This window comes from Streptomyces sp. NPDC048825, from assembly GCF_043198355.1.
GTDB lineage: Bacteria > Actinomycetota > Actinomycetes > Streptomycetales > Streptomycetaceae > Streptomyces > Streptomyces xiangluensis.
This window is the reverse complement of sequence record NZ_JBICUR010000012.1, coordinates 130,990-151,339: the sequence shown is the minus strand read 5'-3', so window position 1 is coordinate 151,339 and position 20,350 is coordinate 130,990. Positions and strand designations below refer to the sequence as shown.

21 protein-coding genes and 3 tRNA genes are annotated in these 20,350 nt (G+C 69.2%); 20 read left to right on the top strand and 4 right to left on the bottom strand.

The genetic code is table 11. The features are described 5' to 3' along the window. Positions 1–367 precede the first annotated feature (367 nt). From ACGFNK_RS27580 to ACGFNK_RS27515, 14 genes are all read left to right on the top strand, one after another. Positions 368–790 carry an NADH-quinone oxidoreductase subunit A gene (locus tag ACGFNK_RS27580; protein WP_393420097.1) on the top strand — a complete coding sequence of 141 codons (423 nt, stop codon included), beginning with the start codon at positions 368–370 and terminating at the stop codon, positions 788–790. Beyond that, positions 781–1,431 carry an NADH-quinone oxidoreductase subunit B gene (locus tag ACGFNK_RS27575; protein ID WP_393420095.1) on the top strand — a complete coding sequence of 217 codons (651 nt, stop codon included), beginning with the start codon at positions 781–783 and terminating at the stop codon, positions 1,429–1,431. Before ACGFNK_RS27580 ends, ACGFNK_RS27575 begins: the two co-directional genes overlap by 10 nt. Then, positions 1,428–2,702, top strand: a complete 1,275-nt coding sequence (locus ACGFNK_RS27570; protein WP_393420093.1) for an NADH-quinone oxidoreductase subunit C — start codon at positions 1,428–1,430, stop codon at positions 2,700–2,702. The genes ACGFNK_RS27575 and ACGFNK_RS27570 overlap by 4 nt, the downstream gene beginning before the upstream one ends. Next, the gene (locus ACGFNK_RS27565; RefSeq protein WP_393420091.1) at positions 2,699–3,667 is read left to right on the top strand and encodes an NADH-quinone oxidoreductase subunit H; all 969 of its coding nucleotides are present in this window, start codon (positions 2,699–2,701) and stop codon (positions 3,665–3,667) included. The genes ACGFNK_RS27570 and ACGFNK_RS27565 overlap by 4 nt, the downstream gene beginning before the upstream one ends. 2 nt (positions 3,668–3,669) lie before the next feature. After that, positions 3,670–4,284 (top strand): 4Fe-4S binding protein, encoded by a 615-nt coding sequence (locus ACGFNK_RS27560; RefSeq protein WP_393420089.1) that lies wholly within the window; start codon positions 3,670–3,672, stop codon positions 4,282–4,284. Continuing rightward, a complete protein-coding gene (locus tag ACGFNK_RS27555) occupies positions 4,281–4,997 on the top strand; it encodes an NADH-quinone oxidoreductase subunit J (protein ID WP_393420087.1) in 717 nt (238 codons plus the stop codon). The genes ACGFNK_RS27560 and ACGFNK_RS27555 overlap by 4 nt, the downstream gene beginning before the upstream one ends. Further along, a complete protein-coding gene (gene nuoK / locus ACGFNK_RS27550) occupies positions 4,997–5,392 on the top strand; it encodes an NADH-quinone oxidoreductase subunit NuoK (protein WP_393420085.1) in 396 nt (131 codons plus the stop codon). The genes ACGFNK_RS27555 and nuoK overlap by 1 nt, the downstream gene beginning before the upstream one ends. Then, on the top strand, positions 5,389–7,383 hold the full coding sequence (locus ACGFNK_RS27545) for an NADH-quinone oxidoreductase subunit L (RefSeq protein ID WP_393420083.1): 1,995 nt from the start codon (positions 5,389–5,391) through the stop codon (positions 7,381–7,383). The genes nuoK and ACGFNK_RS27545 overlap by 4 nt, the downstream gene beginning before the upstream one ends. Before the next feature lie 6 nt (positions 7,384–7,389). After that, positions 7,390–8,964 (top strand): NuoM family protein, encoded by a 1,575-nt coding sequence (locus tag ACGFNK_RS27540; RefSeq protein WP_393420081.1) that lies wholly within the window; start codon positions 7,390–7,392, stop codon positions 8,962–8,964. Further along, positions 8,961–10,484, top strand: a complete 1,524-nt coding sequence (locus tag ACGFNK_RS27535) for an NADH-quinone oxidoreductase subunit N (RefSeq protein WP_393420079.1) — start codon at positions 8,961–8,963, stop codon at positions 10,482–10,484. Before ACGFNK_RS27540 ends, ACGFNK_RS27535 begins: the two co-directional genes overlap by 4 nt. A 236-nt stretch (positions 10,485–10,720) precedes the next feature. Continuing rightward, positions 10,721–11,584, top strand: coding sequence for a zinc metalloprotease HtpX (gene htpX / locus ACGFNK_RS27530; protein WP_393420077.1), 864 nt, complete (start codon positions 10,721–10,723; stop codon positions 11,582–11,584). Beyond that, positions 11,581–11,979 (top strand): YccF domain-containing protein, encoded by a 399-nt coding sequence (locus ACGFNK_RS27525; protein WP_386340803.1) that lies wholly within the window; start codon positions 11,581–11,583, stop codon positions 11,977–11,979. The genes htpX and ACGFNK_RS27525 overlap by 4 nt, the downstream gene beginning before the upstream one ends. Positions 11,980–11,991: 12 nt before the next feature. After that, positions 11,992–13,125, top strand: a complete 1,134-nt coding sequence (locus ACGFNK_RS27520) for a barstar family protein (protein WP_393420075.1) — start codon at positions 11,992–11,994, stop codon at positions 13,123–13,125. Between the two features lie 710 nt (positions 13,126–13,835). Then, positions 13,836–14,102, top strand: coding sequence for a GlsB/YeaQ/YmgE family stress response membrane protein (locus ACGFNK_RS27515; protein WP_386340807.1), 267 nt, complete (start codon positions 13,836–13,838; stop codon positions 14,100–14,102). A gap of 88 nt (positions 14,103–14,190) precedes the next feature. Here the strand turns inward: ACGFNK_RS27515 and ACGFNK_RS27510 are convergent, their stop codons facing one another. Beyond that, the gene (locus ACGFNK_RS27510; protein ID WP_386340809.1) at positions 14,191–14,679 is read right to left on the bottom strand and encodes a YajQ family cyclic di-GMP-binding protein; all 489 of its coding nucleotides are present in this window, start codon (positions 14,677–14,679) and stop codon (positions 14,191–14,193) included. Between the two features lie 201 nt (positions 14,680–14,880). On the opposite strand from ACGFNK_RS27510, the gene ACGFNK_RS27505 reads away from it, so the two are divergent. Beyond that, positions 14,881–14,962 (top strand) — tRNA-Tyr (locus ACGFNK_RS27505). 353 nt (positions 14,963–15,315) lie between these two features. On the opposite strand, the gene ACGFNK_RS27500 is transcribed toward ACGFNK_RS27505, so the two are convergent. Further along, on the bottom strand, positions 15,316–15,696 hold the full coding sequence (locus ACGFNK_RS27500) for a nuclear transport factor 2 family protein (protein ID WP_393420073.1): 381 nt from the start codon (positions 15,694–15,696) through the stop codon (positions 15,316–15,318). Between the two features lie 112 nt (positions 15,697–15,808). Next, positions 15,809–16,465, bottom strand: coding sequence for an SDR family oxidoreductase (locus ACGFNK_RS27495; protein WP_393420071.1), 657 nt, complete (start codon positions 16,463–16,465; stop codon positions 15,809–15,811). A 162-nt stretch (positions 16,466–16,627) separates the two neighbouring features. On the opposite strand from ACGFNK_RS27495, the gene ACGFNK_RS27490 reads away from it, so the two are divergent. Beyond that, positions 16,628–17,647, top strand: coding sequence for a hypothetical protein (locus ACGFNK_RS27490; RefSeq protein ID WP_393420069.1), 1,020 nt, complete (start codon positions 16,628–16,630; stop codon positions 17,645–17,647). Between the two features lie 171 nt (positions 17,648–17,818). Here the strand turns inward: ACGFNK_RS27490 and ACGFNK_RS27485 are convergent, their stop codons facing one another. Then, a complete protein-coding gene (locus tag ACGFNK_RS27485; protein ID WP_393420067.1) occupies positions 17,819–19,069 on the bottom strand; it encodes an amidohydrolase family protein in 1,251 nt (416 codons plus the stop codon). Between the two features lie 256 nt (positions 19,070–19,325). On the opposite strand from ACGFNK_RS27485, the gene ACGFNK_RS27480 reads away from it, so the two are divergent. The 4 genes from ACGFNK_RS27480 (at position 19,326) to ACGFNK_RS27465 (ending at position 20,348) form a co-directional block, all read left to right on the top strand. Further along, positions 19,326–19,398, top strand: a tRNA-Thr gene (locus ACGFNK_RS27480). A gap of 43 nt (positions 19,399–19,441) precedes the next feature. After that, positions 19,442–19,514 (top strand) — tRNA-Met (locus tag ACGFNK_RS27475). Between the two features lie 89 nt (positions 19,515–19,603). Beyond that, a complete protein-coding gene (gene rpmG, locus ACGFNK_RS27470; RefSeq protein ID WP_003948671.1) occupies positions 19,604–19,768 on the top strand; it encodes a 50S ribosomal protein L33 in 165 nt (54 codons plus the stop codon). Between the two features lie 127 nt (positions 19,769–19,895). Further along, positions 19,896–20,348 (top strand): MaoC family dehydratase N-terminal domain-containing protein, encoded by a 453-nt coding sequence (locus ACGFNK_RS27465; protein ID WP_393420066.1) that lies wholly within the window; start codon positions 19,896–19,898, stop codon positions 20,346–20,348. Positions 20,349–20,350: the final 2 nt, after the last annotated feature.

The window sequence follows — 20,350 nt, the reverse complement described above, 5'->3', positions numbered from 1 at the left end:
CGCCGGAGCGCCATGAGGTGAACTGCCGGGACTCCCTGGGGAAAACCCCACCTCTGGGCCAGCCCTCGGACCCGCCCTCGGACCTGCCCTCGGACCCGCGCTCGGGCGGCCGTGGCAGATCTGCGGGTGGCTGTCGGGTGCCTTTCGCCATCCAGCGGGTGCCTGCCGGGATCCTGCCGGGCACCTGTCGGCGACCTCCGCGCATGCCAAGGCGTGACGGGCTGCTTACCGTTTCTTTAGCAGGGCCTAGACTCCGGTGCGTACAGATCGTCGAGCACGGCGCATCGCACGGCGCATCGCACGGCGCACATCAGGGCGCGCACGAGGTCATACGCGGTCATACGAGGTCAGGGAGCGAGGGGCGGACGTGCCGGAACCGACCAGGGGCGCGGGGACCGAGGCCGCCGGGATCACGGTCTCGGCGGACTACTTCCAGTCCTACTCGGTCGTCGGACTGCTCGCCGTAGTCGGCGTGCTGTTCGTCGCTGTCGCCTTCGGAGCCGGGCGCCTGCTGCGGCCCGTCGTCCCGACGCCCGAGAAACTCCTGACGTACGAGTGCGGAGTCGACCCCGTCGGCGAGGGCTGGGCCCACACCCAGGTCCGCTACTACGTCTACGCCTTCCTCTACGTGATCTTCGCCGTCGACTCGATCTTCCTCTTCCCCTGGGCTACGGTCTTCGCCGCGCCGGGCTACGGGGCGACGACGCTCGTGGAGATGTTCATCTTCCTCGGCTTCCTGGCCGTGGGACTGCTGTACGCATACAAGAAGGGCGTCCTCACATGGACGTGACCCAGCCCGAGCCCGTGTCCGAGCCGGGGCCTGTGCTGCTTCCGGAGCCGAAGCGCCTGGGTGCGCTCGCGCGTCTCGCCCCCGAGCCGATGAAGGTGGTCCTGAACTGGGGCCGCCGCTACAGCCTGTGGGTCTTCAACTTCGGCCTCGCCTGCTGCGCCATCGAGTTCATCGCCGCCTCCATGGCCCGGCACGACTTCATCCGTCTGGGAGTGATTCCGTTCGCTCCGGGGCCGCGCCAGGCCGACCTGATGGTGGTGTCGGGGACGGTGACGGACAAGATGGCGCCCGCGGTGAAGCGGCTGTACGAACAGATGCCTGAGCCCAAGTACGTCATCTCCTTCGGCGCCTGCTCCAACTGCGGCGGGCCCTACTGGGACTCGTACTCCGTGACCAAGGGCGTCGACCAGATCATCCCGGTCGACGTGTACGTCCCCGGGTGCCCGCCCCGTCCCGAAGCGCTGCTTCAGGGCATCCTCAAGCTTCAGGAGAAGATCGCCCGGGAGTCGCTGGGGGAGCGGTACGGGTCCGCTTACGGGTCTGACCGGTACGGGCCCGCCGGCGCCCGGCCTTCCGCGGGCGCGCTGCAGAGCGGGCTGGTGAAGCCGCCGGTTCCGGCCGGGGAGGAGGGCGAGCGGTGACCGGCTGGCTGCCCTCCCCGGTGGAGGAGCTCTTCGGTACGGAGGCCACGGCCGAGGAGTCGTACGAGCTCCTGACCGTCGACGTGCCGCCCACCGCCTGGATCTCCGCGCTGGAGACCGCGCGCGGCGAGCTGGGCTGCACGTATTTCGACTGGCTGAGCGCCGTCGACGAACCCGGCATGGGCTTCCGCGTCTCGGCCCATGTGGTCGCGCTCGCTCCGGTACGCCGCCTTCTCGTACGGACCACCGTCCCGCACGACGCCCCCGTACTCGCTTCCGCCGTCGACGTCTACGCGGGCGCCGCCTGGCACGAACGCGAGACCCACGAGATGTTCGGCGTCGCCTTCGAAGGCCACCCGGGGCTCGCGCCACTGCTCCTCCCGGAGGGCTTCGAGGGGCACCCCCTGCGCAAGGACTTCGTCCTGGCGGCCCGCGTCGCCAAGGCCTGGCCCGGCGCGAAGGAACCGGGGGAGTCGGAACACGGTGGCCCGAAGCGCCGCCAGATGCTGCCACCGGGCGTCCCCGATCCGAACGAGTGGGGCCCTCTGAAGGGTCAGCTCCCGCCTGCTCCCGCCCGCCCGGCCCGCGGTGCTGCCCGGGCGGCGGGCGAACGCCCGGCCCGGCGGGCTCGCACAGCAGGGGAGGGCTCGGCGAGCCAGGCCCCGGCTTCGGGTACGCCCGCTGCGGGTCCGGGTACGGACGCGGCGGCGGAGGGCAGGCCTGCGGGACGCCGGGCGCGCAGCGTGAGCGAGGGCTCGGCGACACAGCGCACGGAGGGGGCAGAGCGGACGGAGGGGGCGGAGGCAGGCTCGGCGGGTGCTCCTCCGGCCTCGGCTTCGGGTGCCGAAACGCCGCCCGTGGCGTCGCGTCGCTCCCGGAGCGCCGGCGAGGGCTCGGCGTCGCAGCGCGAGGCGTCCGCTGCTGCCCCGGCTGATGAAGCCGGCAGCGAGCAGCCGCCCGGAGGCGGTCGGCCCGCCCGCCCGGCGCGCGCCCGCAGTACGGACGCCCCATGGCACCACGCGCGCCCCGCCTTCGACGACACCGATCAGAAGCCGCCCACGGGGACGCCCACGGAAGAGTCGCCGACCGGGGAGTCGTCCACTGAGGAGCGACTCTCGCCCGAGCGGCAACCGGACGACGAACCCGGGGCTCCCGACGAACCCAGGACTTCCAAGCCTCCCAAGGCGCCTGAGGAGGCGCCGGCGGAACCCTCCGAGGCTCCTGAAGCCCAAAGCTCCACCGACGACAACCCCCCAGGAGGCCCGCAGTGAACGACGTGCTCGACGTCACCCTGCGACTCCTGATCGTCTTCGTCGTGTTCCTCACCTTCCCGCTGATCGTGGGCCAGACGGAGCACAAGGTGATGGCCCATATGCAGGGCCGCCTCGGCCCCATGTACGCGGGCGGCTTCCACGGCTGGGCCCAACTCGTCGCGGACGGCGTGAAGTTCGCCCAGAAGGAAGACGTGGTCCCCGCGGGCGCCGACCGCCGCATCTTCCAGCTGGCCCCCGCCGTCGCCCTTCTCCCGTACCTTCTCGTCCTCCTCGCCATCCCCATCGGCCCGGGCGAAGGCGCCGTCGGCGAGGTCATCGACGCGGGCATCTTCTTCGTCCTCGCCGTGATGGGCGTGGGCGTCCTCGGCTCGCTCATGGCGGGCTGGGCCTCGGCCAACAAGTTCTCCCTTCTCGGCGGCCTCCGCACCGCCGCTCAGCTCCTCGCGTACGAACTCCCGATGCTCCTCACCGCGGCCTCGGTCGCGATGGCCGCGGGCACGGTCTCGCTCCCCGGCATCCTCGACGCCTTCGAGTGGTGGTGGCTGCCCTGGCAGATCGTCGGCGCGCTCGTCTTCTTCGTGGCCGGCCTCGCCGAACTCCAGCGACCTCCCTTCGACATGCCCGTCGCCGACTCGGAGATCATCTTCGGCGCGTACACCGAATACACCGGCCTGCGTTTCGCTCTCTTCCTCCTGGCCGAGTACGCCGGAATCATCGTCCTGTGCGGCCTGACCACCGTCCTCTTCCTGGGCGGCTGGCACGGCCCGTGGGGAGCCGACGGCCTCGGCTGGGTGTGGACCCTGTTGAAGACCGCGATCCTCGCTTTCCTCGTGATCTGGCTCCGTGTCACCTATCCCCGTCTCCGCGAGGACCAGCTCCAGAAACTCTCCTGGACCCTCCTCGTCCCTCTGTCCCTCGCTCAGATCGCCCTCACCGGCGTCGTCAAGGTGGTGATCCAGTAGCCATGGCTGAGTCCCTCCCGCCCACTCGGTCCCGCATCCCCGGCAGCGGCCTCGCCAAGGGCCTGGCCGTCACCCTGCGCGCGATGACGAAGCGCGCGCACACCGCGCAGTACCCGGACGCCCAGCCCGAACTCCCGCCCCGCAGCCGCGGCGTCATCGGCCTCTTCGAGGAGAACTGCACGGTCTGCATGCTGTGCGCCCGCGAGTGCCCGGACTGGTGCATCTACATCGACTCCCACAAGGAGACGGTCCCGCCCGCCGCCCCCGGAGGCCGCGAGCGCAGCCGTAACGTCCTCGACCGCTTCGCCATCGACTTCGCCCTGTGCATGTACTGCGGTATCTGCATCGAGGTGTGTCCTTTCGACGCGCTGTTCTGGTCCCCGGAGTTCGAGTACGCGGAGACCGACATCCACGAACTCACTCACGAACGCGACAAGCTCCGCGAGTGGATGTGGACCGTCCCGGCCCCACCGGCCCTCGATCCCTCCGCCGAGGAACCCAAGGAACTCACCGCCGCCCGAAAAACCGCCGACAAGCTCGCCGCCGAACAGACAGCCCGGGCGGACGAACAGGCCCCCGGGGCGGAGCCGACCGCGCCGAAGGAGGGAGAAGCGTGAGCCTCGCCGCCGTCGCCGCCGCATCGCCGGCGACGACCACCGCCGCCGAAACCAATGGCTTCCTCTCCCCGACCGGCGTTGAGATCGCCTTCCTCCTCGTCGGCCTCGTCACCCTCGGCGCGGCCGTCGTGACCGTCACCACCAGGCAACTCGTCCACGCCGCCCTGTGGCTGGTCGTGACGCTCGGCGGCCTCGCCGTCGAATACCTCCTGCTCACGGCCGAGTTCATCGCCTGGGTGCAGGTCCTCATCTACGTCGGTTCCGTCGTCGTGCTCCTCCTCTTCGGTCTGATGCTCACCAAGGCCCCCATCGGCCGGTCGCCGGACGCCGACTCCGGCAACCGCTGGGCCGCCCTGACCGTCGCCGTCGCCGCGGCCACCGCCCTCGTCTGGGTCGTCGTCGACGCCTTCCGGACAACCTGGATCGACCTGGACGGCGCCGCCGCCGGTTCCACCGCGGACACCGGCGCGAGCCTGTTCCGGAGCTGGGTGCTCCCCTTCGAGGCACTCTCGGTCCTGCTGCTCGCCGCCCTGGTCGGAGCGATCGTCCTCTCCCGCAAGGCAGCCGCCGGCGATGGCCCACCGGGCGACACGGCACCCGGCACCCGGCCTTCGGGCACGGAGGCGCCCACCGAACAGCCCGCAGGCCAGGCGACCCCCGACGAGCAGCCCACACAGCCCTCGCGCAAGGCACCCAAGGAAGGCGCCCGCTGATGCATCTCGCCTATCCCGCCGTGCTCTCCGCCCTTCTTTTCTGCACGGGGCTGTACGGAGTCCTCGCGCGCCGCAACGCGATCCTGGTCCTGATGTCCGTCGAGCTGATGCTCAACGCCGTCAACCTCAACCTGGTCGCCTTCGACGTCTGGCTCAGCAAGACCGCCCAGGACACCCTGCACTCCGGCCAGGCCCTGACCCTGTTCACCATCGCCATCGCCGCCGCCGAGATCGGCATCGGCCTGGCGATCGTCCTCGCCGTCCACCGCAACCGCGGCACCTCGGACATCGACAAGCTCCGCGACACCGCCGAGACCGACGACGGCGACGACAGCGACGACGCCCCCGAATCCGCCGCGTCCACGACGGCCGAGAAGGCTGAGGCCACCGCGTGACCACGACCACCCTCGCCGTTCTCGTCCCCCTCCTTCCGTTCCTGGGCGCCGCGGCCGGTCTGCTCCTGGGCCGCACGGCACCCGGCTTCGTACGTCCTCTCGCTGTCCTGCCCTCGTTGGTCTCCCTGGCGCTCGCCGTCGTCGTCGCCGTACGCCAGGGCGGCGACCAAGCCGTCGACGCCGCCACCGAGCTCACGCCCACCGGCTCGGTCCCCATCGAACTCGCCCTGCACATCGACGGCTTCGCCGCCCTCGTCGCCGTCCTGGTCGGCGTCGTCGCCTCCTGCGTGCAGATCTACTCGACGGGCTACCTGCGCGACGATCCGCGCTACCCCTCGTACGCCGCTCTCGTTTCCCTCTTCACCTCCGCGATGCTGCTCGTCGTCTACTCCGGCGACCTGATGGTGCTCCTGGTCGGCTGGGAGATCATGGGCATCTGCTCGTACTTCCTCGTCGGCCACTACTGGGAGACCCCGGAAGCACGCGCCGCCTCCCTGAAGGCCTTCCTGGTCACCAAGCTCGGCGACCTCCCCTTCCTGATCGGTCTGTTCGCGCTCGCCGCCGACGCCGGCTCCTTCCGCATCAGGACCGTCCTCGGCACGGTCGCGAGCGGCGGACTCGACCATCCGACGCTGATCGCCCTGCTGCTGCTCGCCGGCGTGGCGGGCAAGTCGGCGCAGTTCCCACTGCACTCCTGGCTGCCCGACGCGATGGCGGGCCCCACACCCGTCTCCGCGCTGATCCATGCCGCGACGATGGTCGCCGCCGGCGTCTACTTCATCGCCCGGCTCCTTCCGGTCTTCGCCGCCTCCTCGGCTGCGCTACTCGTCCTCGCCGTCATGGCCGCCGTCACGATGGCCGGTTCGGCGCTCGCCGCGCTCGCCCAGGACGACATCAAGCGCGTCCTCGCGTACTCGACGATCGGCCAGCTCGGCTACATGACCGGCGCCCTCGCCGTCGGCGACCGCGGTGGCGCCGTCTTCCACCTCCTCTCACACGGCGCCTTCAAAGCGTTGCTGTTCCTCGCCGCGGGCGTGATCATCCACGCCGCCGGCACCAACTCGCTGGCCGCCATGTCCCGCATGAAGGACCTGCGCGCCCGCGTCCCCGACGCCTACTGGACGATGACCGTGGCGCTCCTCGCCCTCGCCGCGATCCCTCCCTTCAGCGGCTTCTTCTCCAAGGAAGCCGTCCTGGGCGCCGCCGAGCACGCCGCCACCGGTCACGCCGAGGGCATCCCCGGTGCCGCGGGCTGGATCGTCCTCGTCGCCGGCCTGGTCACGGCCCTGCTCACCGCCGCGTACGCGATGCGCCTGTGGCTGCTCGCCTTCCGCGGCCACGGAGCCGAAGCCCCCGACCACGGCAGGCAGCCCCTCGCCATGAACGCCGTGCTGTGGGTGCTCGCCGTTCCGTCGCTCGCCTTCGGGCTCACCACTGGTCTGCTGCCCGACTGGTTCGACGGACACGAACTGACTCCGACCGTGGCCACCTCCGTACTCGGCACGGGAGTCGCGCTCGCCGGCGGCATCGTCACGTACGGTGCCTGGCGGCACACCACCGCGCTCGCGGCCCGCGTCCCGCTGGGTGCAGTCGCGGCCCACCCCGAGGGCGACGCCGGACTCGTCGAGGCCGAGGCCATCGCCAGCCATGCGCCCGCGTACGGAGACGTGGCTTCCGCGCCCGACCCGGCGGACCCCGGACGTCTGCTCCTGGGACCGCTGCACCGCCACGCTGCCGTCGGCTTCCACCTCGACGCCGTCTACGCGACCCTCTTCGTCCGCCCGGTCCAGGCCGGAGCCACGCTCGTCCGGTTCCTCGACCGCGAGGTCGTCGACACCTACGTACGCGGCGCGGGTGCGCTGCCCCGCCTGCTCGGCGCCGCCGTCCGACGCGCCCAGACCGGCAATGTGCAGACCTATGTGAGCGCCCTGCTCGCCGGCACCGTCGTCCTGGCGGTCGCCGCCCTCCTCGTCGCCACCGCGGGAGCGTGAGCAGGCGTGATCGATATCAGCGAGTCAGTGATGCAGTTCCTTCTGGCGTTCATCGTCGTCGGTCCGCTCATCGGTGCCGCCGCCGCTCTCCTGCCTGCCCCGCCCGGGCTGAAGGGGAAGTCCCCCGAGCAAGCTGTGCTGCGCCACGGCGTGACCGTCACCGGCGCCGTACTCATTGCCGCGATCTTCCTCGCGCTCGGCTTCGACCACGACCAGCCGTCGAAGATGCAGGCCACGACGGACATCAGCTGGATCCCCGCACTCGACGTGCGGATCCACCTCGGCACCGACGGCATCTCCCTCCCCCTTCTGGTCCTGACCGCGCTGCTGACCTTCCTCTGCGCGCTGTACTCCTACTTCAAGATGCCTTCGGGCCCGACCCCGAAGGCCTTCGTCGCACTGCTGCTCGTCCTCGAGTCCGGCACCCTCGCGACCTTCGCCGTCCTCGACCTTCTGCTCTTCTTCCTCGCGTTCGAGATGGTGCTCATCCCGATGTACTTCCTCATCGCCCGCTGGGGCGGTGAGCAACGGGCCCAAGCCGCTTGGAAGTTCATCCTCTACACACTGCTCGGCTCCGTCGTCATGCTGCTGGGCCTGCTCCTCGTCGGGCTCAAGTCCGGCACATTCGACATGGTGGCACTCGCCACTGACAACGTCCGGTCGCTGACCACATCCGTGCAGGTCATCGCCGTTTTGGCAATCGGAATCGGGCTCGCGGTCAAGACGCCGATGTGGCCGTTGCACAGCTGGCTGCCGGACGCGCACACCGCCGCGCCGACCGTCGGCTCGGTCCTGCTGGCCGGTGTACTGCTGAAGATGGGTACGTACGGGTTCGTCCGGATTCTGCTGCCCATCACGCCGGACGGCATGCGGACCTTCGCGCCTTACCTCGCCGCCTTCGCCGTCGTCGGGATCATCTACGGATCCCTCGCCTGCCTGGCGCTCGCCAAGCAGGGCGCGAAGGGCGACCTCAAGCGCCTCATCGCGTACTCCTCCGTCGGCCACATGGGCTTCGTACTCCTCGGCATCGCGACGATGACCCCGACCGGCGTGAACGGCGCGCTGTTCGCGAACATCGCCCACGGCCTGATCACCGGCCTGCTGTTCTTCCTGGTCGGCGCGCTCAAGGACCGTACGGGCACGACCGACCTCGATGCACTCGCGGAGAAGACCGGCGCCGCCCTCTACGGCAAGGCCCCGCGCTTCGGCGGTCTGCTCGCCTTCGGGGCCGTCGCCTCGCTCGGGCTGCCGGGCCTCGCCGGGTTCTGGGGCGAAATGCTGGCGCTGTTCGGCGCCTTCGATCCCGCCGACGACCTCAGCCGGCCCGCGTTCCTGACGTTCATGGCGATCGCCGCATTCGGCACCCTCCTCACCGCCGCGTACATGCTCATCGTGGTACGCCGCGTCTGCATGGGCGTCGTTCCGCAGGACAGCCCCGGGCTCGCGGACGTCCAGACGTACGAGTTCGCCGCCTGGACCCCGCTCGTCGCCCTCACCGTCGTCGCCGGACTCTGGCCCAAGGCTCTCCTCGGTCTGAGCGACCCGGCAGTGCAGCAGCTCCTCGCAGGAGGCACCCGATGAGTAGCCTGGCCCAGCCTCTGGCCCAGTCCCTGGTCCAGTCCGTCGACTGGCTCGCGATCGCGCCGCCCACCATCGCGGCGGTCGCCGGCCTAGTGGTGCTCGTCGCCGACCTCTTCGTGCGCGACGCCAAGAAGGCTCTGCTCGGCTGGGCCTCCGTCGCGGGACTCGCCGTGTCCGCTCTGATGCTGCTGCCCCTCCTGGACGGAGACCGCTCCACCTTCTGCCTGACCGGCGACCCAGGCGTTTGCAGCTATACGGCGGACCGCTTCACGCTCGTCATCCAGTTCCTGGTCCTCGGTGGAGCCCTCCTTGCTGCCCTTCTCTCCGTCACGGCACTGAAGGACGCCAACAAGGAACTCCCCGAAGGGGAGTTCTGGTTCCTGCTGCTCTCCTCGGCCGCCGGCGCCGCCCTGCTCCCCGCCTCTCGCGACCTGGCGACCCTGATCGTCGCCCTGGAGGTCGCCTCGCTGCCCGCCTTCGCTCTGGTCGGCATAAAGCGCGGCGACCGGAAGTCCTCGGAAGCGGCCCTGAAGTTCTTCCTGTCCTCGGTCACCGCGACCGCCGTGAGCCTGATGGGCGTCAGCTTCGTCTACGCATCGACGGGCACCCTGTACCTCACTGAGATCGCCACCAAGATCCAGGACGTCGACGGACAACTGCACACGCTCGCCCAGGCGGGCGTCGTCCTCACCCTCGTCGGCTTCGCCTTCAAGACGGCCGCCGTGCCCTTCCACTTCTGGGTGCCCGACACCTACGTAGGGGCGCCTTTGCCGGTCGCCGCCTATTTGTCGGTCGTCGGCAAGGCGGTCGGCTTCACCGGGCTGATCCTCGTCACCGTGATCGCCCTCCCGTCGTACGCGGATGTCTGGGGACCGGCGCTCGCCGCCCTCGCCGCGCTCACCATGACGATCGGCAACGTCGGCGCCCTGCGGCAACAGGCCACGCGCGCGTACAGCGCGGTCCGCCTGCTCGCCTGGTCCTCCGTCGGCCAGGCCGGCTACCTCCTGGTGCCGATCGCTGCCGCCGCGTATTCGCAGGACGCCGAGAAGGCCATCGGCTCCACCGTCGCGTACGCCCTGATGTACGCCGCCGTGAACCTCGGAGCCTTCGCCGTTGCCGCCCTGGTAGCCCGCACGAAGCCGCTCAACCGCATCAGCGACTACCGCGGCCTGTACGCCTCGCGCCCCCTCTCCGCGCTCGTCCTGGGCTTCTTCCTGCTCTGCCTGGCAGGCCTGCCGCCGGGCATCATCGGCCTCTTCGCCAAGGTCACCGTCTTCTCGGCGGCTGTGGACGCGGGCCTCGGCTGGCTCGCCGTGGTCATGGCCGTCAACGTCGTGATCGCGCTCTTCTACTACCTCCAGTGGACGACGCTCCTGTTCCGCGCTCCCGAAGGAGAGCCCGAGAGGCACCGCGTCCCGGTCCCGCTGACCGCCGCCATCGCACTGACCGCGGTCCTTGGAGTCGCCCTCTCCGGAGCACCCCAGCTGGTCCTGCGCTTCTCGGACACCGGCCTCTTCTGAGCCGCTGACGGCATCCGGCACGCGCGCGTCGGGCACCCGAACCGCACGCGCGCGTGTCAGGCGTTGCCGCACTCACCCGGACGGCCCACCCGCGCCGCCGCGCGCACAAGGGAACTAGGGCTTCCCGCCTGGCGTTGACCAGTGAGGGAGGGTCCACTGGACCGTGGAAGCACGGAATCAGTGACAGAGATCAGCAAGCAAAGGGTTCCCCTGCCGCACAACTTGGAGGGCGTACCGTGCACCGCCGGCACAACGGGCTCAGGACCGCCGTACTCCTCGGGGGACTGTCCGCACTCATCATCGTCATCGGCAGCTTCTTCGGGCGTATGGGCCTCGTCGTCGCGCTGCTCATCGCGATCGGCACGAACGCGTACGCGTACTGGAACAGCGACAAGTTGGCGCTACGCGCGATGCGCGCGCGCCCGGTGAGTGAGTTCGAGGCCCCGGCCCTCTACAGGATGGTCCGCGAACTCTCCACGCAGGCCCGCCAGCCCATGCCACGCCTGTACATCTCACCGACCGAGGCACCCAACGCGTTCGCGACGGGCCGCAACCCGCGCAACGCGGCCGTTTGCTGCACCGACGGCATCCTGCGGATCCTGAACGAGCGTGAGCTGCGCGGCGTCATCAGCCATGAGTTGAGCCACGTCTACAACCGCGACATCCTGATCTCGTCGGTCGCCGGCGCCCTCGCCTCCGTGATCATGTTCCTGGTCAACTTCGCCTGGCTGATCCCGATCGGCCGTTCCGACGACGACGAGGGTCCCGGCCTCCTGGGCATGCTGATGATCATGATCCTGGGCCCGCTCGCCGCCGCCCTGATCCAGCTCGCCATCAGCCGCTCCCGGGAGTACGAGGCCGACGCGTCAGGCGCTCAGCTCACCGGCGACCCGCTGGCCCTCGCGAGCGCCCTGCGCAAGCTCGAAGCGGGTACGAAGCAGCTTCCGCTGCCCCCCGAGCCGCGCATCGAGACCGCAAGCCACATGATGATCGCGAATCCCTTCCGTCCGGGCCAGGGGATGTCCAGGATGTTCTCCACGCATCCGCCGATGGCGGAGCGTATTGCCCGGCTAGAGCAGATGGCAGGTCACCACCAGTGAAGACAATCCTGAACGTCATATGGCTCGTGCTGAGCGGCTTCTGGCTGTTCCTCGGCTACCTGTTCGCGGGCGTGCTGTTGTGCATCACGATCATCGGCATCCCGTTCGGCATCGCGGCTTTCCGTATCGGCGTCTATGCCCTGTGGCCGTTCGGACATACGACGATCGAGCGTTCTGGTGCGGGCGCGGCCTCCTTCATCGGCAACATCCTGTGGCTGATCCTCGCGGGCTGGTGGCTCGCCCTCACCCACATCGTCACCGGTGTCCTCCAGTGCGCCACGATCATCGGCATCCCCCTGGGTATCGCCAACTTCAAGCTGATCCCGGTGTCGCTGGTCCCCTTGGGACGCGAAATCGTGCGGACGGACCAGCCGTTCGCGACGTCTCGCTGGTAGAGCGGCGCGAGGGTGCGGCAGCCGAAGTACGCCTTGGCGGCCTATGACGTCGAGGCCGAGGACGACGAGATCTGGGCCCTGTGCGCGGACGCCGAGAACCTCTTCGGCGATCCGCGTCCTCCCGCGCGCGCGACGTACGCATTGCTGGGCTGCGCACCCGAAGGGGAGTTGAATACCGCCCTCGCAGGCGCGCGTGCCGATGGCTCGGCGCCGCTCGGCTTCCTCGCTCTGCAGATCCTCGACAAGAAGGGCGAGCGGGTCGACGAGTGGTGCCTGGAGGACGTACGTGTCCTCAGCGACCGCCCGTGCGCGCGTGACCTGTCGCTGCTCGACATCACGATCGAGGCGCGCCAGTCCCCGCACAACTCGTTCGACTATCCGCAGTGCCCGCCGCTCTCCCCGGGCTACCGGCTGCTCGGTGCGGAGGACGAAGAGCGGGGCAGCTGCCGGGATCTGGCATACGTCGAGAACGGCAGACCCGACCTCGTCGAACCGTCCGTGCGGCTGCTCGGCTGTTCTCCGCAAGGAGCCCTGCGTACGGCGCTGAACGCCGGCGAGGAAGACCTCGGGCACGCCAAGCTGATCCGCCTCGACGTATCCGGCCGCGCCATTCAGTGCGCCGTCGAGGGCGAGCTCATCGCGTGGATCCCCTCCGGCCGCGGCCTGGTGGACCTCACGCTGGAACCGTGGTCCGAGCGGCCGCCGAACGCTGCCCGGGAGGTCTGGGAGCTGTGGGACGACGGACGCCCGGCTCGGCCCAACTCCTGGGCGCGGTGCGGCACAGAGGGACGTCGCTACTGGCTCAACACGGTGCGGGACAACCATGTCGCGCACAAACCGGACGCTGCACCCGGCTGTACGTACCACCTCGACGGCTGTCACATCACCGACGAGCCCGGCTTCTTCTGCGCACTCGGCGAGGCGGTGAACGGACCCGGGGGCTACTTCGGCTGGGGTCTCGACGCGCTGGCCGACTGCATCTGCGGCGGCTGGGGAGCCGGCTGGCCCTTCAACCTGGTCTGGCACGACGCGGAGGTCGCCCGCACCTGCCTCGGTCTCACGCCGCGTATCGACAACCGGCCCTGGACCTTCGAAGAGCTCCTCGAATTTCTTGCGGCCAAAGGCATCCAGGTCCGCCTCGCCTAGCGCCGCACTAGTTATCCACAGCCCGCCGGATTGTCAGTGGCGCCGGGCACTATGAACCCATGACGGAGATCGAGCAATTGATGACGAGTGTCGCCACTGAGGCCCACCACTCCAGGCCCTGGTGCCGACCTTCACTTCCGGAGCCCGCGAACGCACCTCCGTAGCGTGCGCTGCGAGGCGTCCACTCCGGGCGTCGTTCAGCCTGTGCCGCCCCTGCCGACCAGAGCCCCGCCCGCTCTGCCGCGAGACCAGCCACTTCTGTCCTTTGTACGCAACTGCCCCTACACCCAGCACACCCGCGCTCACAACCACCGACACCCCCGGCCAGACGTGCGCACCTGCGGTGAGCGCCATCAGCCCGGATCCGGTCGCATGCGCCGCTGGCCCGAGAGCGGCGAAGATCCCTGCGCCGACCATCTCCCCGAGACCGATGACCACGGCGTCGCCGACGCGCGAGCGTCCGCCGCAGATCCGCTTCGGGCTGTGGCGAGCCGACGCGGCCAGAACCGGACTGCGTCATGAGCGGCACCCTGCTGATCAGTGCAACCGGTCGACGCCGCACGGGCGTCCTCCCCAGCAACAACACACGATCAACGGCAAGAACCGCAGTACATGCGAAGCCGCGAACAACAGCACATGAGCGGCATGAGCACAGCCTTGCGGGAGCAAGATCACAGCACGGGCACAGCACGGAAGGGCAGGTTCACGGTATGGGCATCATCAGCTGGATCATTCTGGGGTTGCTGGCCGGCGCCATCGCCAAGTTCCTGCTGCCTGGCCGCGATCCGGGCGGCTTCATCGGCACGACACTCATCGGCGTCGCGGGCGCGTTCATCGGCGGCTGGATATCCGCCCGCTGGCTGGACAACCCGATCACCAAGGATTTCTACGACGGCACCACCTGGGCCGCCGCGATCGGCGGTTCCCTCGTCCTGCTGGTCGCCTACCGCATCCTGTTCGGCCACTCGCGCAACTGAGTAGACACCCTCAAACCGCAGCCAGCGGGCGGGAAGGGTGGGCACCTGAGGGTGCCCACCCTTCCCCGTATGCGCAACGAGCTTGATGTCACCGGTAGTTCACGAACTGCAACGCGAAGTCGAAGTCCTTGCCCTTCAGTAGTGCGATCACGGCCTGCAGGTCGTCGCGGTTCTTCGAGCTGACGCGCAGCTCATCGCCCTGAACCTGTGCCTTCACGCCCTTCGGCCCCTCGTCGCGAATGATCTTCGCCACCTTCTTGGCGTTCTCCTGGGAGATGCCCTCCTCGATGGAGGCGAAGATCTTGTACTCCTTGCCGGAGAGCTGCGGCTCGCCCGCGTCCAGGGCCTTCAGCGAGATGCCGCGCTTGATCAGCTTGGACTGGAAGACGTCGAGGATGGCCTTGACCCGCTCCTCGGAGTTCGCCTCCATCAGGATCTTCTCGCCGGACCAAGAGATGGAGGCGCCCACATTCTTGAAGTCGTAGCGCTGCGAGATTTCCTTGGCGGCCTGGTTGAGGGCGTTGTCGACCTCCTGCCGCTCGACCTTCGAGACGATGTCGAAACTGGAGTCGGCCATGTCCTGTGGCTCCTTGTATCGGGGTGCGTGGGGCGGCCGTCGAGCCCGGCATCGGTCCCGGCCGCATCCGCATAAGCCTAGTCACCCCCCACCCTCCGAGTGCCGATCAATCGGGTGGCGAAGCACCCCTGGGCATCGGGTATCGTTTACGTCGTTGCCACGGAGCACCGCCGAAAGACGGTTCGAAGGGCAGCAACCCCCGGCGGTGTGCCCGAGCGGCCAAAGGGAGCAGACTGTAAATCTGCCGGCTCAGCCTTCCCAGGTTCGAATCCTGGCGCCGCCACTTTGAGAGAGACCCTCTAGGGCCTGCGAAAGCAGGCCCGAGAGGGTCTCTTCATGTCGTCTCGCCGACCGGATGCCGTCCCACTCACCGGCGTGAGCTGCCGTCGGCCCCTCTCCCCTCCAGGGCTGAGCAGGCCGCTTCATGTACCTGGAGTACGCCGGTGGCGAGTGTGGAACCGGCGCAGAAGAATCCGGCACTGTCGATCCGGCCGGTTTCCGTTCGACGCATGGGTGAGAGGGGGGGAAGAGCCATGCTCTCCCAACCGGATCCCGCGCACCCTTCCGACCAGGCTGCCCGCCCCTCTGAGCTGGAGGCCAGCAGGACTGCCAGAGGTCAGCCAGAAAAGCCAGACGTCAGGAGACCGGCCGTACGTCCATACGGCTCACCAAACACTCCGGACCGAAGCGGTACACATGCTCTACAGGCTCCTCCGCCCAGTGATCGCCCTCATCGTCCCGCAGCCCCGGACGCACGGTGGCGACCACCCGCTGCCCGTCCCCGTCGAGGCGCATCCCCTCGAGCCTTACGAGGGGATGCGCGGCCTCGAACTGCGCCGCCCAATAGGCGCGTACCTGGTCGTGGCCGTGCAGCCGCACTCCGTCGGCGACGTTCGGCCAGTCCACGTCGGGGGCCAGGCAGTGCGGGACGAACGTGTCGCGTTCAGCGGTGCTGAAGACCTCGTACATCTTCCGCAGCAGGGTTTCCTGTGCGGCGGGAACCTCGGCGGCGGGCACGGCAACTCCTCGGCCAGGGCTGACAGGACGTACTCAGGCAACCACCGGCCCACGCACGCGGCCGCCGCTTGCGTCGAGAGCGAACAGCACTGGCCCGACGAACTCGGCTTCCTCAGTTCCCCGCCACCGACTTCACCGCCACGGAAACCGGCGCCGACCCGCTGATCAGCTCCAGCGTCAGCCCGGCCGTCGCCGGAGTGTCCAACAGCTCCGCGAGGACGGCCGCGACGTCATCGCGCGGTATGGGCCCGCGCCCGGTGGATGCCTCCAGGCGCACGAGACCGGTGCCTGCGTCGTTCGTCAGCATTCCGGGACGCAGGATCGTCCAGTCCAGGCTGTTGAAGCCGCGTATGTACGCATCGGCCTCGCCCTTGGCGCGCAAGTACACGTCGAAGACGTCGTCCCCGGGGTGCGACGGGTCCGCGCCCATGGATGACACCACCACGTACCGCCGAACGCCGGCCCGTATCGCCGCGTCCGCGAAGAGGACGGCGGCCCCTCGATCCACGGTGTCCTTGCGGGCAGCGCCGCTGCCCGGACCCGCACCGGCCGCGAAGACGGCGGCGTCGGCGCCCTGCAGATGCGCGGCGACCTCCTCGACCGAGGCCGACTCCAGATCGCACAGGACCGGTTCGGCGCCGGCCGCCCGCAGATCGTCGCCGTGCTCGGATCGGCGGATGATGCCCGCGACCTCGTCACCGCGCGCGGCGAGCAGGCGCTCCAGCCGCAACGCGATCTGACCATGACCTCCAGCGATGACAATGCGCATGTCTTCGACCGTACGCCCGGACACTGACCCGCGCCGCACAACCCTGTGGATAACTCATGAGTCTCCTGAGCGATCAACGAATTACGACAGCGATCGCTGAGTTACGAGGGTGACGCCGCGTGGCGTCAAAAGGAGACCGTCATCATCGCCAGGACCGCAGCCATGACTGCCATACGTAAGCCTCTCACCGCGGCCGGTTGCGCGGCCGCTCTGTTCGCCGGTGTGGCCGCCTGCGGCACGGTCGAGAACCTCACCGCTGGGCAGAAGGTCGACCGCGCCGTTGAGGGACTCGGCGAACAGAAGTCGCTCTCCTTCGAGTTGGGGCTCCACGCCAAGCCGTCCGCGCTCACGAAGCTGGCCTCGGAAGCGGAGCCGGGCGAGGAACTGCCGCCCGAGTTCGCGAAGTTCTTCACCGGGCTGCGCGTCAAGGTGTCCGTAGAGTCGAAGAAGCCGCTCGCCGACTCGGGCGAGAAGGACCTCGTCGGTATAGGCATGCGGGTCTCGGGCGCCGAAGGCGTCCTGGCCGAGTTCCGGGTCGTCGGTGACTTCACGTACTACCGCGTCGACATGGAGGCGCTCGGCGAGGTGATGGGCATCCCGTTCCCCACGGTCGATGAACTCCCCGAGAGCGAGAAGGAGTTCAGGAAGGTCCTCGAGGGTGAGTGGGTCAAGGTCGACAACGCCGAACTTGAGAAATCCGGCAAGAGCACCTCGGGCTCCGAGGAGATCGACACCAAGACCCAGCAGAAGATCCTCAAGGCCGTACGCGGTGTCGTCGCGCGCGAGGTCACCTTCAGCAGCAAGGGCGGCAGTGACGGCACTGAGCGGATCGTCGCCAAAGCCTCGTTCCGCGACCTGCTCACGGGGGTCTTCGACAAGCTCCGGCCGTTGACCGACGATCTCCCGGCGGGCACCGAACTGCCCACCGACAAGGACCTGAAGGAGGCCCCCGACAAGAAGATCGCCGTCAACTTCTCTCTGAAGAACGGTGACCTGACCCGGGTCTCGGTCGACCTCGCTGCTCTTGCGGACAAGCCGCAGGGCGCTCGGCTCCCGCTCGTCCTCACCTTCGGCAAGGCGTCCGACGTCAGCGCCCCGTCCGACGCCACTGAGGTGCCCGGAGGAGCGTTCATGGGCCCCGGCAACCCGTTCACCGGCGGGATGCTGAGCGGCGGCTTCTGACGGCCGAAGCCCTCGTGGGCGGGCCCGTCGGCGCCCCCCCGCCATCGGTACAGGTGAAAACACCGGCACGCGCGCGTGGACCTCAAAAACGTCCACGCGCGCGTGGACCTCAAAAACGACCACGTGCGCGTGAACCCCAAAAACCCTCCACGCGCACGCGCGCGTGAACCCTCACGACGGCCCCCCACCGCGCCCCTGCCGAGGCAGATCCAACGCCACAGCAGCAGCCGAGCTGCAGAACTCCCGCACCGCATTCGTCCGCGCCACCACTCGCCCCTCGTGTACCACGATCCGGCTGTACGCCAACGACAGCGCCCCCGCCAGCCGGTCCCCACGCACGGCGAGCAGCTCAGCCGGGAATCCGGCTTCCACCCGCACCTCGGGCAGCCCGAGCGCTGCCCGCGCCGACGAACTCACAGCGTCGTACGCGTCCTCGGGCCGCAGCCCGTAGCGCGAGGCCAGCAGATACGCCGCCTCCAGCGGATCTCCGCGCCCCACAGGATTCGATACGTCCCTCAGCGCGCCGCTGCCCGCAACGACCCGTACCCCTGCCGCCCGCAGCAGGCGTACCGGAGCCGTCCCGCGCCGCTCGACGCCCGAACAGCCGCCCTGGGGCAGGCAGACGACGGTCACCCCGGCTGCGGACAGCTGGTCCGCGGCCCGCGACGCCACCTCCGAGGGCAGCCGCCCGAGTCCGCCGCACGGGCCGAGCGTCACCCCGGGCCGCAGCCCGCCCGCCATCGCCGCGAGCCGCGCGAGCCGCGCCGGATCGTCACCGTCCGTGTGCAGATCGACCGGGCAGCCGTGCTCCGAAGCGACCTCCAGGACCGCTTCCACATACCCCGTCGGATCGGGGTCGAGATCCGGACAACCACCCACTACGGAGGCGCCCATCTTTACCGCGTCCCGCAGCATCGCCAGCTCCTCGGCCCCGGCGAGCCCGGTCAGCACCCGCGGCATCGCCACCGCCGTCAGCTCGGCGAGTCCCCGCAGCGCGCGCCGCGCCTGGAGCACCGCCGCCAGCGCGCCGAGCCCCTGGACGTCGCCGACGCGCACGTGGGAACGCAGCGCCGTGGCCCCGTGCCCGAGATACAGCAGGGCAGCCTCGGTCGTACGGCGCTGGACCTCCTGATCGTCGTACGAGACCGGACCGTCGCCGTCCGCTGACAGGGCCGTGTCGCCGTGGGCGTGCGGCTCCGTGGGGGCGGGCAGGAGGAGATAGCCGGTGAGGTCCACACGCGCGGTGTGCATGCTGAGACTGCCGGCCGTGCCGACCGCCTCGATGCGCCCGCCGCCCAGCCGCACGTCCACGGTCCGGCCGTCGGTGAGCCGCGCACCGCACAGCAGCAGGGCGGAGCCGTCGGTGCGGTCCGACGAGGAACCCGACGACGAAGGGGGCTGCTGCGGCCGGCTGTCGGGCATCGCGCTCCTGGGTCTCGGTGCGGCTGCGCAGGGAGAACATGTGATCACGCAGCGTGAGTCGAGCCTAGGGTGGCGGGCAGCGCGCTTCGAGGAGGAGCGGAATAGTCGTACCGGTGTGGTCCGCCGTGCATACGGGGCTGTTGGAGCGCTTGTGGAGTTCCTGGGAGCTGCGCAGAAGGCCGGGAACGGGGGCGGACAGGTACGGCGAAACGGATTTGGGCGAACGGCTGCCGAGCGTGTAATGTCTTCATCGCTCGCCCCAATAGCTCAGTCGGCAGAGCGTCTCCATGGTAAGGAGAAGGTCTACGGTTCGATTCCGTATTGGGGCTCTGGTGTGTGAGGTTTCGCCGTGAGGCGGTCCGATCGCATCGCAGCGGTGTAGCTCAGTCGGTAGAGCAAGCGGCTCATAATCGCTGTGTCACCGGTTCAAGTCCGGTCACCGCTACTGACAGTAGCCGATTGTGGGGTCGGTCCTTCGATCGGCTACTCTTCTGTGCGTTGTACTGTCCCATCCGTTCGTCAAGGAGCACTCACGTGGCTGCCACCGACGTCCGCCCGAAGATCACGCTGGCCTGCGTGGAGTGCAAGGAGCGGAACTACATCACCAAGAAGAACCGGCGTAACAACCCGGACCGTCTTGAGATGAAGAAGCACTGCCCGCGTTGCAATGCGCACACCGCGCATCGCGAGACGCGATAAAACAGGCTCGTACACGAGGCCGTCCCCAGTAAACGGGGGCGGCCTCGCGTCGTTGTCGGCTCGCCTGGCCGACCGTCACGCATGCTTGTTCCGGGCAATCACAGCGAACATCAGGAGGTACCGGGCCATGGCGCTCGACCAGTCCTTCGTGGGGCGGTCCTACCCGCCCACCGACCCCTATGAGGTCGGCCGGGAGAAGATCCGCGAGTTCGCGGAGGCAGTAGGGGATCCCAACCCCGCCTACACGGACCCGGAAGCCGCCAAGGCGCTCGGGTACGCCGATGTGATCGCCCCGCCCACCTTCGTGTTCACGATCACCTACAAGGCCGCGGGACAGGTGGTCCAGGACCCACAACTGGGCCTCGACTACAGCCGGGTGGTGCACGGCGACCAGAAGTTCGCCTACAAGCGCCCGGTGCGCGCGGGGGACCGGCTGACGGTCGTCTCGACCATCGAGGCGATCAAGTCCATGGCGGGCAACGACATCCTGGACATCCGGGGCGAGGTCCACGACGAGGCCGGCGAGCATGTGGTGACCGCCTGGACGAAGCTCGTGGCCCGCGCGGCAGAGGAGGGCTGAGA